This window comes from Pseudomonas sp. TWI628, assembly GCF_039673865.1.
In the GTDB taxonomy this organism is placed as follows: Bacteria; Pseudomonadota; Gammaproteobacteria; order Pseudomonadales; family Pseudomonadaceae; genus Aquipseudomonas.
The window spans coordinates 41,957-55,888 of the sequence record NZ_JBDJMM010000038.1; the positions used below are offsets into that span (position 1 = coordinate 41,957).

General features: G+C 60.0%; 12 protein-coding genes and 1 pseudogene. 12 read left to right on the forward strand and 1 reads right to left on the reverse strand.

Annotation, left to right across the window (positions count from 1 at the left end; translation table 11 throughout):
- Positions 1 to 41: 41 nt before the first annotated feature.
- The 12 genes and pseudogenes from ABE528_RS24545 (at position 42) to ABE528_RS24600 (ending at position 12,905) form a co-directional block, all read left to right on the forward strand.
- A complete protein-coding gene (locus tag ABE528_RS24545) occupies positions 42 to 3,242 on the forward strand; it encodes a phage tail tape measure protein (protein ID WP_346654302.1) in 3,201 nt (1,066 codons plus the stop codon).
- 43 nt (positions 3,243 to 3,285) lie between these two features.
- Positions 3,286 to 3,870: a hypothetical protein gene (locus ABE528_RS24550; RefSeq protein WP_346654303.1), complete on the forward strand. Its 585-nt coding sequence runs from the start codon at positions 3,286 to 3,288 to the stop codon at positions 3,868 to 3,870.
- Positions 3,870 to 4,475 carry a hypothetical protein gene (locus ABE528_RS24555; RefSeq protein ID WP_346654304.1) on the forward strand — a complete coding sequence of 202 codons (606 nt, stop codon included), beginning with the start codon at positions 3,870 to 3,872 and terminating at the stop codon, positions 4,473 to 4,475. Before ABE528_RS24550 ends, ABE528_RS24555 begins: the two co-directional genes overlap by 1 nt.
- A 2-nt stretch (positions 4,476 to 4,477) precedes the next feature.
- The gene (locus tag ABE528_RS24560) at positions 4,478 to 4,876 is read left to right on the forward strand and encodes a hypothetical protein (protein WP_346654305.1); all 399 of its coding nucleotides are present in this window, start codon (positions 4,478 to 4,480) and stop codon (positions 4,874 to 4,876) included.
- The gene (locus tag ABE528_RS24565; RefSeq protein WP_346654306.1) at positions 4,873 to 8,226 is read left to right on the forward strand and encodes a DUF1983 domain-containing protein; all 3,354 of its coding nucleotides are present in this window, start codon (positions 4,873 to 4,875) and stop codon (positions 8,224 to 8,226) included. The genes ABE528_RS24560 and ABE528_RS24565 overlap by 4 nt, the downstream gene beginning before the upstream one ends.
- Positions 8,223 to 9,278, forward strand: coding sequence for a hypothetical protein (locus ABE528_RS24570; RefSeq protein WP_346654307.1), 1,056 nt, complete (start codon positions 8,223 to 8,225; stop codon positions 9,276 to 9,278). Before ABE528_RS24565 ends, ABE528_RS24570 begins: the two co-directional genes overlap by 4 nt.
- A gap of 13 nt (positions 9,279 to 9,291) precedes the next feature.
- Positions 9,292 to 9,594: pseudogene (locus ABE528_RS24575) on the forward strand (phage tail protein); the annotation flags it as partial.
- A 461-nt stretch (positions 9,595 to 10,055) separates the two neighbouring features.
- A complete protein-coding gene (locus ABE528_RS24580; protein ID WP_346654308.1) occupies positions 10,056 to 10,598 on the forward strand; it encodes a tail fiber assembly protein in 543 nt (180 codons plus the stop codon).
- 137 nt (positions 10,599 to 10,735) lie between these two features.
- A complete protein-coding gene (locus ABE528_RS24585) occupies positions 10,736 to 10,915 on the forward strand; it encodes a hypothetical protein (protein WP_346654315.1) in 180 nt (59 codons plus the stop codon).
- Positions 10,916 to 10,972: 57 nt separating this feature from the next.
- A complete protein-coding gene (locus ABE528_RS24590) occupies positions 10,973 to 11,425 on the forward strand; it encodes a structural protein P5 (RefSeq protein ID WP_346654309.1) in 453 nt (150 codons plus the stop codon).
- The gene (locus tag ABE528_RS24595) at positions 11,422 to 11,946 is read left to right on the forward strand and encodes a DUF2514 domain-containing protein (protein ID WP_346654310.1); all 525 of its coding nucleotides are present in this window, start codon (positions 11,422 to 11,424) and stop codon (positions 11,944 to 11,946) included. Before ABE528_RS24590 ends, ABE528_RS24595 begins: the two co-directional genes overlap by 4 nt.
- Positions 11,947 to 12,110: 164 nt before the next feature.
- The gene (locus tag ABE528_RS24600; protein ID WP_346654311.1) at positions 12,111 to 12,905 is read left to right on the forward strand and encodes a DNA adenine methylase; all 795 of its coding nucleotides are present in this window, start codon (positions 12,111 to 12,113) and stop codon (positions 12,903 to 12,905) included.
- Between the two features lie 47 nt (positions 12,906 to 12,952).
- On the opposite strand, the gene ABE528_RS24605 is transcribed toward ABE528_RS24600, so the two are convergent.
- Positions 12,953 to 13,819 (reverse strand): LysR family transcriptional regulator, encoded by an 867-nt coding sequence (locus tag ABE528_RS24605; protein ID WP_346654312.1) that lies wholly within the window; start codon positions 13,817 to 13,819, stop codon positions 12,953 to 12,955.
- Between the last annotated feature and the right edge of the window lie 113 nt (positions 13,820 to 13,932).

Here is a 13,932-nt window from a genome sequence, read left to right on the forward strand (position 1 = left end):
AACAACCCGCTTCGGCGGGTTTTCTTTTTGTGGGGTTTTTTGTGGCCGACCAACAAGTTCAGGGCATGCTGGTTCAAATAGAGGCGACCACTGCTCAGTTGCGCCGTGAACTGGCGACGGCTGACCAGTTGGTATCCAAATCAAGCCAGGCAATTGATCGAAACCTGGCAACTGTTGATTCAGCATTCGACCGAGTTGGCGGTGCGGCAGAGGGGGCTGGGGCCCTCATGCGCGGCGCCTTTGCTGCGGTGGCAGGCGCTGGATTAATTGGCGGAATCATCAAGCAGGTCGATGCTTACGGGCAAATGTCGGACCGCATGAGAGCCGCTGCTGGCAGTGCTAGCGAGTACGAGATGGTGCAGAAGCACCTCTTGGAAACAGCGAACGATACCTATCGCCCTTTAGCGGAAGCACAAGAGCTCTACATTCGCACGGCTGATGTGATGCGAACCCTGGGCTTCAGTACCCAGCAGACGCTCGATATCACTGATAGCTTCAGTTTCCTTTTAGTTACCAACGCAGCATCGGCAGACAAAGCGGGATCTGCGCTGGATGCTTACTCGAAGGCGCTTCAAACTGGAAAGGTCGAGGCAGATGGCTGGATTTCCATTCAGACCGCGATGCCCACAATAGTAGATGCCATTGCCAGCGGTACCGGTAAGAGCGCGGATGAAATCCGCAAGCTTGGCAATGAGGGAAAACTAGCTCTGGAGGATATCAACACAGGTCTTTTACGGACTGTTGAGGTCAACCGCAAGGCTGCAGCGGAGATGACAACGAGCGTCCAGGACGCACTGACGAAAATCAGCAACGCTGTTGGTACTTTCTTGGGGGGGCTGGAGGACAAAACCGGCGCGGTCGGCACCTTGTCGAAGGTTCTGCTGGTTCTCGCTGACAACGTCGATCTCGTGGCCGTGGCGATGGGCGGAGCCGGCGTCGCGGCGCTGACAAACTATGTCGCCAAGGCCGGTATAGCGGTATCTACCGCTCTGAAACAACGGGTTGCTGAAGTTCAAAATGCCAAAGCCGCCCTCAGCGCTGCCGAGGCTCAACGTATTTATGCCCAGGCTCAGTTGCAACAAGCTCAGGCGTCGGTGGCCGCTACCACGGGGCTTCAGCGCCTATCGATGGTGCAGTCGCAGCTACTTCCAAAGCAGTCTTCGCTGACAGCCTCTACTGAAGCGCTTGCCATTGCTCAAGCCAACTTAACCCGTGCTACAACTGGCGGCCTGCTTTCAGCGCTGGGAGGTCCAGTTGGGCTCGCGATACTGGCCGGCACAGCTGCGGCCAGTTTCCTTCTGCTGCGAGATAACGCAGACCAGGCAAGCGTGAGCCTAGACGATCTGCACAAGCCCGTTGCTCAGCTTCGAGATGAGTTCGAGAAACTCAACAAAGACCAGCGCGAAGCGTCGCTGGTGAAGTGGCAGCAGGAGCAGGTCAACGCCGCAGATAAGGTCAAGGATGCGTATGGCGAATTGGCCCAGTCCATCCGGTCTGCCGTAGTCACGGCTCCTGCTCGTGACTCTGGAGGGCAGTACAACCGCCAACTGGCGGAGTATCAGGGCCTGATTGATCGTCTCAACGAGGCGCGTGCATCTGGCCAGGGGTTATCTCCAGTCCTGCAAGAAGTCGGCAATCGTCTGCAACTTCCAGCCGGAACAGTGCAGAAGTGGATTGCTCAAGCCGGCGCGGTCAGCGATGCCGATCAGCGCTCAGGGTTGATCGCCGAAACGCTGCGCGTCCTGACGGGCGTAACTGACCAGAACACCGCGTCGACGCAGGCGAACAACGCCGCGAAGGCCGGAATGAGCACCGCCGGGCAGACCTACCTTGATACCCTGCAAAAGCAGCTGGCCGGACTGCAGGACAACGGCGACGCCACAAAGATCGCTAATCGCTACATTGGGGAGCATACCGACCTCACCGAAACTGATCGCCAGGCAATCCTGTCGGCAGCGAGTGCGATCGAGGCGCAGAAAAAGGCTAACCAGGGTGCGAAGCAGGAAACCAAGGACGCCACTACCGCCCAGACCAAGCTGGCGCAGCAACTGAAGGAAGCGGCGACGGCATACCAGCAGCTCAAAAAGGCGTACGACCCAGTCGGTGCTGCTTCCGATGAATTCCAGAAGCAGACCAAGAACCTCGATTTGCTGCTGGCCGAGAAGAAGATCACCACCGAAGAATATGGCAAGGCCATTGGCGCGCTCGCCGAGCAGTTCAACACTGCTGTGCAGGCTTCGAGCGGCCTGAGTCGAGCAATGAAGTACCAGGCAGACCTTGAGCGTCAGCTGGCGATTGCCAGTGAACAGGGTGATGCAGCTGCCGCAGCGGTGGGCATGGGCGACAAAGCCGCTAGCCGCGCGCAGGCCAGGCTGGCGCTGGAGCAGGACAACAACAGCAAGATCCTGGCCCTGCGCGAGGAGTTGGCCACCGCGTCGACCGCGAAGCAACGGCAGGAGCTGGAACAACAGATCGCGCTGAGGCAGGAGTATGGCGCCAAGCTGGTCCAGGTGCAGGAAGACAGCTTCGCCAAGATCGATGCAGCACAGGCTGAGTGGAGCAATGGTGCATCGGCGGCCCTTCAAAACTACCTGGACAGCGCGGCGGATGTAGCCGGGCAGACTCAGGACCTGTTCACCAACGCCTTCGGCAACCTGGAGGACGGTGTCGTCGAGTTCGTCAAAACCGGCAAGGCGAATTTCAGCGACTTCGCTGACTCGATCATCGAGGACCTGATACGGATTCAGGTCCGCCAGGCCGCAGCTGGTTTCCTCAGCTCGGCGTTCGGCTTCCTGAGCGGCGGCAGTTCAGCGCTCGGCCAGGGCACCATGAGCGGGTTCAGCGAAGGATCGTTCGTGAAGAATGCCAAGGGCGGCGTCTATGAGTCGCCAAGCCTTTCGGCCTATTCCGGCCAGGTGTACGACAGTCCGCAGATGTTCGCCTTCGCCAAGGGCGCTGGCATTTTCGCTGAGGCCGGGCCAGAGGCAATCCTGCCGCTGCACCGTGGGCCGGACGGCTCTCTCGGTGTCATGGCCGCCGGTGGAGGTGATGGCGGCGGTGGGGATTCCTCGATCAGCTTCGGCGGCATAACTCAGCACATCCACTTCAGTAACGGGACGGGCTCTCTGTCCAAAGAGGATATCCGGAAGGTAATACTGGATGGCGCCCAGGGTGGTTACGAGCTGATGCTGCGCGACTTTAAAACGAACGGCGCGGCGAGGCAGTTGCTCGAGCGCAGATGATTGATCCAGCCCGCTTCGGCGGGCTTTTTCTTGGAACTATCCAATGGCGGAGGAATGGCCGGAATCCCTGGAGCCCACTGAGGTCACCTGGGGAATCGTCTACAACAACCGGGCGTTCACCTCGTCGCTGTCGAATTCCCAGCAGATCGTGGCGCAGCCAGGTTCGTACTGGATGTGCACGCTGAACTTCGGTGTGCTCTACGAGGAGGACGAGCGTGAGCTGACATCGCTGCTGGGACGCCTGCACGGCATGTTCGGCACGGTGAAGGTTCCATCGATCACCCGGACCCGGGCCGATAACATCGGCGCACCGACAGTGGCCTCAGCCAATGCCCAGTCGACGTTCCTGCAGCTGCAGGGCATGACGGCGAGCCGCCAGGTGTTCAGTCGTGGTGACCACATCACCATCAGCGGTGAAATGTTCGAAGTGGTGGAACATGCCTCGACCGACGGCGCAGGCAAGGCAGTGGTCTACGTGAACAAGCGTGTTCGCAAGGCCATTCCCGCCGGCACCCCGGTTGAGTACAAGAACCCCTACTGCGAGATGCGACGGATGGATGACACCAACCAGTGGAACATCCAGCCGGTGGTGTCGAACGGTAGCTTCCAGTTTCGAGAGGCATTCTGATGGCCACAGGTGTTTTCCCCTTCAGCCAGACGGTTGTCGACATCATCGCGAAAGGCAACTTCATGGCGGTTTATGCCTGCCAGCTGGACTTCCCGGACGGCATGGTCTTCGCGCACACCGGTACCGGCGACCTGGTCATTGATGGCATCACTTACCAGGGCGTAGGCAGCTTCGGCGAGGTCGGCCAGTCGCAAGAGAGCAGCAACTCAGGTTCGCCGATGTCGGTCGACCTGACCCTCAACGGCCTGGACACGCAGATCATCACCGAGACCTCGCTCAAGGGTTGCCGTGGGCGGGCCGGCAAGCTGATGTTCGTGGTGTTTGACGAGGACGGCAGCTACGCCGCCGACATTCTGTTCAGTGGGCGCATGGATGCAGCCAAGTTCTCGTACGCCGGCAATGGCGAGGAGGGCAACAGCATCACGGTCCCGCTCATTGATCGCATGGCCGAGTGGAACCGCACCGGCACCGAGCGGTGGACTGATGAGAACCACCGGGCGCGCCGGCAGGACGACCGTTTCTTCTTCGCGATCGCGCAGATCGCCGACTGGCCGATTTACTGGGGCGCCTCCAAGGATGCCCCGAAGTTCACCTACGAGAAGTGACCATGCGAAAGCGCGATTGGACGACACAGCTTGCCCACACGATCAAGGCCGCCATAGAGCGGCCTTTTTCATGGGGTGAATTTGACTGCTGCCTGTTTGCCGCCGACTGCGCCGTGGCGGTGTGCGGGGTTGATCCTGCCGAAGCATACCGGGGTAAGTACTCATCCGAGGCCGGCGCGAAGCGGTTGTTGAAGCAGCTGCACGGATCCTTGGAGGCGGCATGGGATGCCAGCTTTGCCCGGGTACAGCCTGGCTTGATCCAGCGCGGCGACATTGCACTGTATGACGGCCCCAATGGCCGGGGCGTGGCGGTGTTCTGGGCGGATGAGTTCTGGTCGGTATCCCCCGATGGGGTGGGGCGCATCGAGTGTGAGCCGTTGACGGTGTGGAGAGTTGAATGAGTTCTGCAGTCAAGAAGGTGGCCCAGGTTGCCGTCGGCGCCGCGATCGGCTTCGCCCAAGGCGGGCCGTGGGGTGCCTTAGCAGGTGCTGCGCTGGCGTTCTATGTGTCGTCCCAGCAGGACCAACTGGATACCGGTTCGCTCCGGGCCAGTGAGCCGTCGAGTCAAACCCTGCGTTCCTCGAAGGCATCCGCCCGCTATGTGCTCGGTCGCGTCAGCACCGGCGGCGTGCTGGCCTGGGGGCAGGAGCAACCCGGCGACCAGACCGCTGGCGAATGGCTGCACATGGTCTATGTGCTGTCTGATGGCGCGATCGATGGGCTGGAGGAGATCTACCTTGGCGAAGAGGTCGTCCAGGCCTACGGTGAATACGCATCGTACGAGCTTGTCGTCGATCCGACTCAGGTGAACGCCTTCCTGAGGGCCAGCTGCCCAGACTGGCGCGACAGCCAGATCGGGCGCGGCCTGTCTTATGTGCGCCTGTCGTTCAAGTACAGTGCGGAAAGGTACCCGTCGGGCATCCCGGATGTCCGCTTCGTGATCCGTGGGCGCCGGGATATCTACGACCCGCGCACCGGCATGACAGGCTACAGCGCAAACACTGCACTGCACATCCTCTGGTTCCTGCGGAATCGCTGCGGCGTGCCAGATGACGAGATCGTCTTCTCCAGCTTCGCCAATAGTGCCAGCGTGTGCGATGAGTCGGTCGCCAACCCCGACGGTACTACTTCACCGCGGTATCACTCGGGCTGCGTGATCGCTGCCGACGAGTCCCGAACTCAGGTCATGCAGAAGCTGCAGGCGGCCTGTGGTGGCAAGCTGATCCGTGTTGGTGGCCGCTGGATGTTGCAGGTGGGCGCCTACTACGGCCCGTACGATTTCGAGATCACCGAAGACATGGTGACCGGCACCGTTACCGGCAGCACTGAGCCGTCCAACGACTCGGCGATCAACACCGTGCGCGGCACCTTCGTCGACCCATCTCAGGCTTGGGCCGAGACCGATTACCCTGAGGTCTCCGTGGCCGAGTGGGTTGTTGCCGACGGCGGCGAAGCCGCAGAGACACTGGCTTTTTCGTACGTGAGCGAGCCGTACCAGGCGCAGCGCCTGGCCAACATTGAGCTGCGCCGCCGGCGCGCGGGCGGCACGCTCAGCCTCCCAATGAACTTCATGGGCTACAACTGCCGGCCAGGGCGATCGGTCAAGGTCAACCTGCCTTCGCTGAACATCGTGGGCGAGTTCATCGTTACCGACTGGTCGATGTCTGCTGAGTCCGGATGCAATGTATCTGTCGCTCAGAACGAGCCAGCGATCTTTGACGACGCGGTAGGGCAGCCGTACAAGCCGATCGGCTTCATCAGCCTCCCGACCGGCGGGCTGGGAAGTCCGACCAGTCTGACCTGGTCGACCAATGATGCTGCCGAGGTTGTGCAGGGCGTGCTTTCTTGGGCGCCGCCGGCGGGCACCGTCACCGGCTACGCGGTCACCGTGCGCCAGGGTGCCACTGCAGTTCGGGCACAGCAGGTTCCTGCCACCGCCTTCCAGCTGCCGCTATCGGGTCTGCCATCCGGCAATTACACCATGAGCGTCGCTGCGCTGGGGCCGCTGACCCGCTCCGGCGAGGCCAGCATCACGGTGAACATCGATGGCCCGCCGATTCCAGAGGCGTGCACGGTGCAATCCACCATCGACACCATCACGCTATTCCCGAGCAACGTGCAGCACGGGCTGAACGGCGGCACCTACGAGTACTTCTACAGCGAAGACCCGCAGACCCCCGCTGCGCAGGCGGCTTACCTGGGGCAGGGCCTCAGCTTGACGCATACCGGCCTGGCGTTCTTCACCAACTACTTCTACTTCATCCGATCCCGCAACGCTTACGGGGTCAGCGGCTTCCTCAAAATCGCCGCGTCCACGTCGAACGATGTGACCGCGATGCTGGAGGCTTTGGCTGGCCAGATCGAAGAAACCCAGCTCGCACAGCACCTGCAGGAGGAAATCGAGAATATCTCCAGCGATGTGCCCGGGTCGGTCAACGATCGAATCAAGCAGGCCAAGCAGGAGCTGGAGGAACTGATCGGCGATATCACCGATCCGCTCGAGTATGTCGCAACCCAGGCTTACGCCAAGAACGATACCGTTCGCTCAGGCCAGCGCCTGTACCTTGCAATTTCTGCGGTACCGGCGGACGCCAACGGTGGGAACTCGCCGCCAAACCCAACCTACTGGAAGGACATCGGCAGCATCGCTGAAACAGCAAACGGCCTGGCCAGCGCAGTGAGCAAGAACACCAGCGACATCGGCGTCATTGACGGCAAACTCACCTCACAAGCTTCGATGTTGCAGGCTGTACAGGCCGCTTACCGCGGGGATGACGGGGAGGGGGATCTTTCCGACGCCATCGATGGGTGGAATTCCAAGGCGACCTTCGCGCAGGAAGTGCGGACCAGGGCAAGTGAAAATCTTGCGATGGTCGAGCGCATCACCAAGCTAGATGCTGACGTAGGCGAAAACAGCGCGACGCTCGGCGAGTTGGAGCGAGTTGTGGCCACCAATGAGGAGGCGTCTGCGACCCGCTTCACCACGCTTGAAGGCCGGGTTGGAGAGAATGAGGCAGGTCTGTCGCAGGAGGAAGTGGCCAGGGCCAACGGAGACGAGGCGCTAGCGGAGCGCATCGGGCTTATGGAGGCAACCTATGTCACTCCACAGGCTGATCGGGATGACAACGGAGAAGGCGATCTTGCGGGTGCGATGAAGTCGTGGGAGAGCACGGCAAAAATTGCCGATGAGTCCCGTGTTCGCGCTACTGCTGACGAAGTCCAGGCTCGTCGATCGGAGACCCTGGAGGTATCGATTGCTCAGACCAATGCCAGCGTGCAAACGGTCAGTCAGGCCCAGGCAACGCTTGACGGCAAGGCCAGCGCCATGTGGGCGGTCAAGGCGCAGCTCACTGCCCAAGGGCAGTACATTGCCGCCGGCATCGGCCTTGGCATCGAAAATGGACCGGCGGGCCTGCAGAGTCAGTTTCTGGTGTCCGCTGACCGCTTTGCTGTCGTGAATGGATTGGACGGCACGCTTTCGTCGCCTTTCGTGGTGCAGAACGGCCAGGTCTTTATCAACCAGGCCTTCATCAACACGGCTTTCATACAGCAGATCATCCTTGGAATGACGCTGCGATCGCAGGCAGTGGATTCGCAGGGCCGCCCTCTGATCGAACTGAACATGGTCAACGGCACCTTCACGCTGCGTGGCCAGGATGCAAGCGGAAGCCTCCTGATCAACAACGGCGGGGTCTACGTCTACGACGCCAATAGCATCGAACGAACTGCGGTGGGGAGGATGACCCAATGACGGACGTGTACGGCCTTCGGACGCGAGATGCGTCCGGGGCCATCACCCTGGACACCACCATCACGCCGATCCGCTCGCTGAAGATGATGCAGGTTGTCGGCAATAACGCCTTCGACCAGTACATCGCGATACCGGAGATCCAGGCAGCATCCTTCGTCGTGGTTGATGCGCTGTTTGACGGAGGTGACAACACCTGGAGCCCTCCTGCCTGGGCAACGGCAGGGCAGCTGCAGCTGCGACAGCCCGGCACCAGGACCTGGCAGGTAATGATCCTCTCGCAAGGTGGTGAGTCATTTTCTGCAGCCGGTAGCTACGGCATAAGGGCGGCAAACAACAACATTCGCACCCAAATTGACGCCATCAACAGGGTGCTTAGCGTCAGGTATAACGGGCGCATGAACATAGGGTTTCAAGGGGCGGGCAGCGGGAATCAGATCCAGTACGGCACTGTGACTTTTCCTCAGCCTGTCACCACCTACGAGCGTCCTTTGATCTTCCTGAATGCCGATAACTACATGATGGTGGGGAGCTTCTTCGTCACTGGGTATCCCGGCAACTGGACGGGATTCCGCATCAAGGCCTACAACAACCAGGCGGCTCACGGCAGCGTGGCGTTGAGCCCGATGATGATCAACTGGTTCTGTGCAAGCTACATGACGCCGAACACGCTTGTGGATACCTACGGAGCGTCAGTTCGGGATGCGGCTGGGAACAGAACTTTCGTTACATCTGCGAACCTAGCCCTGCTCAACAGCCAGCCCGCGAACAACTCATTCTCGACTGCAGGAACACCTATCACTGGAGCAGGCTATTACGCCTCGCCGGCACAAATGGGTTGGACTGGCAGCTACTCGGATTTCATTCTCGCCAACGCGCTGTTCTCTGCCACTAACGTGGTCCAAACCACTCAACCCATCCGGGCAAATTACGGCGGTTTTCTCCCAGGCCGGCGCGACGTGATCCAGATGTATTGCGAGAACTTCGACGGCAGTAACCCGCTCAGCGTAAACGGCAGAACGCTTTTCGCTTCACGCCCAATGAAACCTCTTTGAAAGGAAACACGGTATGCCATGGTACAGAACAGGCACGGTCGCGATCACGGCTGGCCAAAATACGGTGACCGGTACCGGCACCAACTTTTCCGCGAATGCGCGAGTCGGGGATGCATTCCAGGGGCCTGATGGGCGCTGGTACGAAGTAAACAATATCGCCAGCAGCACAGTGCTGAGCATCCTTCCGGCGTATCAAGGTGCAACCGTCACAGCGGGTACCTATGGATTGGCGCCCATGCAGGGCTACGTGAAGGAGTCGGCTGATCGGCTTCGCCAGATCGTTGACCAATGGGGTAGCACGCTGGCCGGCCTCGGGGCTGTGTCTACCGAAAACGTGGTGCCTGTTGCGAAGGGAGGCACCGGCGGAACCACGCAAGAGCTGGCCAGGTCGGGACTGGGCCTTGGCAATGTGGCCACGGCAGCCTTCGGAATGGGGCAAGGGCAAGTCCCTCGCGCGGAATCGCTTGGCTATGCGCTGGTCTCGTCCTCGACGAAGAGTTGGCTCACCGACCTCGATCAGGGCTTCGATCCCGTGTTGTATGCGCCTGGAGCGCCTTCGGTGCCGACGGGTGGTACCGGCTATTGGTACAAACAAACTTTGCGATTTGGAACCGGTGGAAATCGGCTGATGATTGCTTGGCCATACGGCATTGGCAGCGTGACCGGGACTATCAAGATGCGCTCCGTTTATAACGGAAGCCTGACCCCCGAGATCGAGCTCTATCACACCGGAAACACTACTCGCGCCGCTGACGGCACTCTGAAGGCGATCTGACCATGGCAAGAGCAGCAATCAACATTCTCGGCGACGGGGCGATCATCGACATCAAGTCCCTCGGCAAGTCCAATATCACCGTAGAGCACCCGGGGCCTGGCCAATACCTGGTGGGCGGCACGTTGGGCATGTGCCCGCCGCCGGAAGGCTGGGGCTACGTGATCAATCAGATGGACGCCGGTGCATCAGTGGCCACCAGCTTTGCCGACGGCGTGCTGCTGGTAAGCGTGGCCAAGGAGGGGGAGCCGGCGGACCTACTGCACAGCATCACCCTGCATGTGTCGGTGGAGGAGCTGCCAGTGCCGTTGCCGCCCGAGCCGGTACCGGCCGACTCGCTGCAGCAGGCTCTGGAAGAAGCGTCCAGGCTGCGCGCGATCGCCGACGCCGCCATCGCCCCGCTGCAGGATGCGGTCGATCTGGAGGAGGCGACCGATCCAGAGATCGCGTTGCTGAAGGAGTGGAAGCGCTTCCGCGTAGCCCTCAGCCGCCTGCCCGAGCAAGCGGGTTACCCCAACGAAATCGACTGGCCTACGCTGCCGGCGTAACCCACTGGCACCAAGCTCACTATTACAGGTTGATGACCGGAAATCGCTTTTCGGGTTAGTGGCATATTGCTACATTGTGCGCCGCAATTTTCCCAAGGATAGAAGCCCGCATGAAACACCTGATTTTTATGTCAGTCATTGCTGCCAGCGCTGCTTTGAGTGGCTGCGTTGTTCAGAGCTCGTACAGCAAGACTATCGCTGTTACCAAGGACGCTGATGGGAAAATCCTTCAGACAGTTGAGTCCGAGACTGTCGTACAGCCCGGCCAAGGTTACCCAATGCGCCTTCAGTTGATCAAAGGCGTACAGCCGAACTGATTAGCAAACTGCAAATAGCCCGCTTCGTGCGGGCTTTTTTTCGCCTGGAGAAAACCTATGACCCAATCGCAACCTCGTGGCGTACGTAACCGCAATCCCGGAAATATCGACTTCAACCCTCGCAACGCCTGGCAGGGGCAGCTCGGCCTGGAGGAGGGAGTGGCCAACCCGCGCTTCGCCCGCTTCGACGAAGCCGAGAACGGCATCCGCGCTCTGGGTAAGCTGCTGATCAACTACCGGGGCAAGGACGGCATGCCCGGCATCGGCGGGAAGGGCATCGACACCGTGCTGGAAACCATCAGCCGCTGGGCGCCGAGCAACGAGAACGACACTCAGGCCTACGCCTCGGCCGTGGCCAAGCGCCTGGGCATCCGTCCCACTGACCCAATCAACATCAAAGAGCCGGCCACTCTGCGCGGGATGGTGCTCGGCATCATCATCCACGAGAACGGCGGTAACCCGTACAGCGACGCTGTGATCAGCGAAGGCGTGCGGAGGGCTCTGGCATGACATCTTGGGCAGTGAGGTCACTGGTAATGCTGGTGCTGCTGGCGTCCTACTGGTTCGTCTACCAGCACGGCCGGTCGGTGGAGCGTGCCGAGTGCGCCACGGCTAAGGCAACACGGGATAGCGGCGATCGCCTGGCCGAGGTTATCGGCGAGCGCGGCGCCAGGCAGGAAGAACAACGACGCGCCCAGGCGCAGGAGGAGGTGAGAGCCCATGCCCAGGAAGAACGAGCCATTGCTGATGCTGGTGCTGCTGGCGCCGATGCTGCTGGCGAGCGGCTGCAGCACGAAGGCGCCAAGCTCGCCGCCTCCGTCAGTTGCCCCGGCACGGATACCGCCGCTGTCGCCCGAGGCCAGGCAACCACCCGCGCCGCTATGGTGTTATCCGACCTGCTCGCACGGTCTGATGCTCGAGCGGGAGAGCTGGCTCAGGCTTATGACCGTGCCAGAATCGCCGGCCAGCAGTGCGAGCGAGAGTACGACGCCTTGATCCCGAAACGGCGGCCAGAGATGGCCAGCCAGTAATTCGAAGGCTTGATTCAAAGAGAGCGGCCACCGGAGATGCGTCAACATCCCTGCTGACCGCCAGACAAGCAGACCATACCTGCAAGCCCAGCCAAGGCTCTCGCTTCGTGCACAAAGCAGAGCGAGCCTAGCACCTGTTTATCCATACAGTAAAGGTTTGCAAAATGACCAATCCAATCATTCCCTGGATGGGTGGCAAACGCCGCCTGGCCGATCGACTTATCCCGCTTTTCCCAGCTCACGAATGCTATGTCGAAGTCTTTGCCGGCGGCGCGGCGCTGTATTTCATGCGACCACAGCCTGCTCCTGCCGAGGTTTTAAACGATCTAAACGGCGATCTAGTGAATCTCTACCGTGTGGTGCAGAACCACCTCGAAGAGTTCGTCCGGCAATTCAAATGGGCGATCAGCTCCCGACAGATTTTTGAATGGCAGAAGATGACGCGGTCTGAAACCCTGACCGACATCCAGCGGGCGGCCCGGTTCTTCTACCTGCAGCAGCACGCCTTCGGCGGCAAGGTCACTGGGCAGACGTTCGGTACCGCGACCACCGGGCCGGCTATCAACCTGCTGCGTATCGAGGAGAATTTGTCCGCTGCGTGGCAGCGCCTTGCCGGCACCTATGTCGAGAATCTGTCCTGGCTCGCCTGTGCCGAGCGCTATGATCGAACGCACACTTTCTTCTACATGGATCCCCCGTACTGGCAGACCGCCGGTTACGGCGTTGACTTCCCCTTCGAGGAATACGAACGCATGGCCGACTTCATGCGCCGGTGCAAGGGCAAAGTAATGGTCAGCATCAACGATCACCCGGACATCCGGCGCGCCTTTGACGGCTTCCACTTCGAGTGTCTGGATATTCGTTACGCGAGCAATAACTTGCGACAGGGTAAGGCTGAGTTCACGCGTGAGTTGGTAATAATGAATTGGGAGCCGACTGAAATTGGTCAGCTGTTCTGATCTTGAGGCTGTTGGTAGCTTTGGGGCTAGAATGATGATGCCCGTTGTCAGTGCTGAATTCCAATTGAGGTCGGATCGGCCGGCATTTCCATGCATACCTCCCTCAGTAAACTGCGTAACCACTGATGCGCGGGGTCAGCCCCGAACCGGGGGTGCCACAGCAACGACAACGTAAAAGTTTCAGTCGGTAGCGGCAATGGAAAACTGTACATACCCTCTCGCAGGCTTGCGGTGTGCCGTGCAGGGACGCTAGCGATTAGGTCGGACACGCGAGCCAGTCCCACTGCAGTCGAAAAGCCAGCAACGACCGTAACCACATTACGCGATAGCCCCTGAGATATAAGAGCGTCGTCGATTGGTCCTCTATCGGCTCCAATCCGCGATACAAGAATGTGCTTGCCAGCAGCGTAGCGCTCTGCTGTAACCGCTTCTTGGGCTAAGGGATGTGATAAGCGCACGACCCCAACATAATTGTCTCTAAACAGCGCCTGGGAGTAGAGTTCTGGTGCTGTGGAGGTCTCTATCACGCCCGTTTCCAGATCAACCGTGCCTTCGCGCAGGGCCTTGCTGTCCTTGTCAGGTTTCTGCATGAAACACAAACGCACATGTGGGGCTTGGTCGGCAATGCGGGCAATGAGTTCTGGCCCGAAACATTCTACAAATCCCTCGCTTGTCCTGAGTCTGAACGTGCGCTCCAGTCTTTGCAGGTCGAGTTTTTCCGAAGGGCGCAGAACAGACTGTGCTTCGCTCACTAACTGGCTCACCCTGTCACGAAGCTCTATTGCTCTGGGCGTGGGGACAAGCCCACGACCCGCTCTCACCAATAACGGATCGCCCGTTGCCTCTCGCAAACGCGCAAGCGCACGACTCATCGCCGAAGGGCTGAGGTGCAGACGCTTCGCAGCTTGGGTCACACTGTAGTGGTCAACTCATCCCGGACAGGGTTTTGAGTTTTTCTTCAGCTTTCGCCGGAGCCAGTCCATCGTTGAACTGATGAGGTCGGATCCAGTTGTAGTGGCTCATCAGG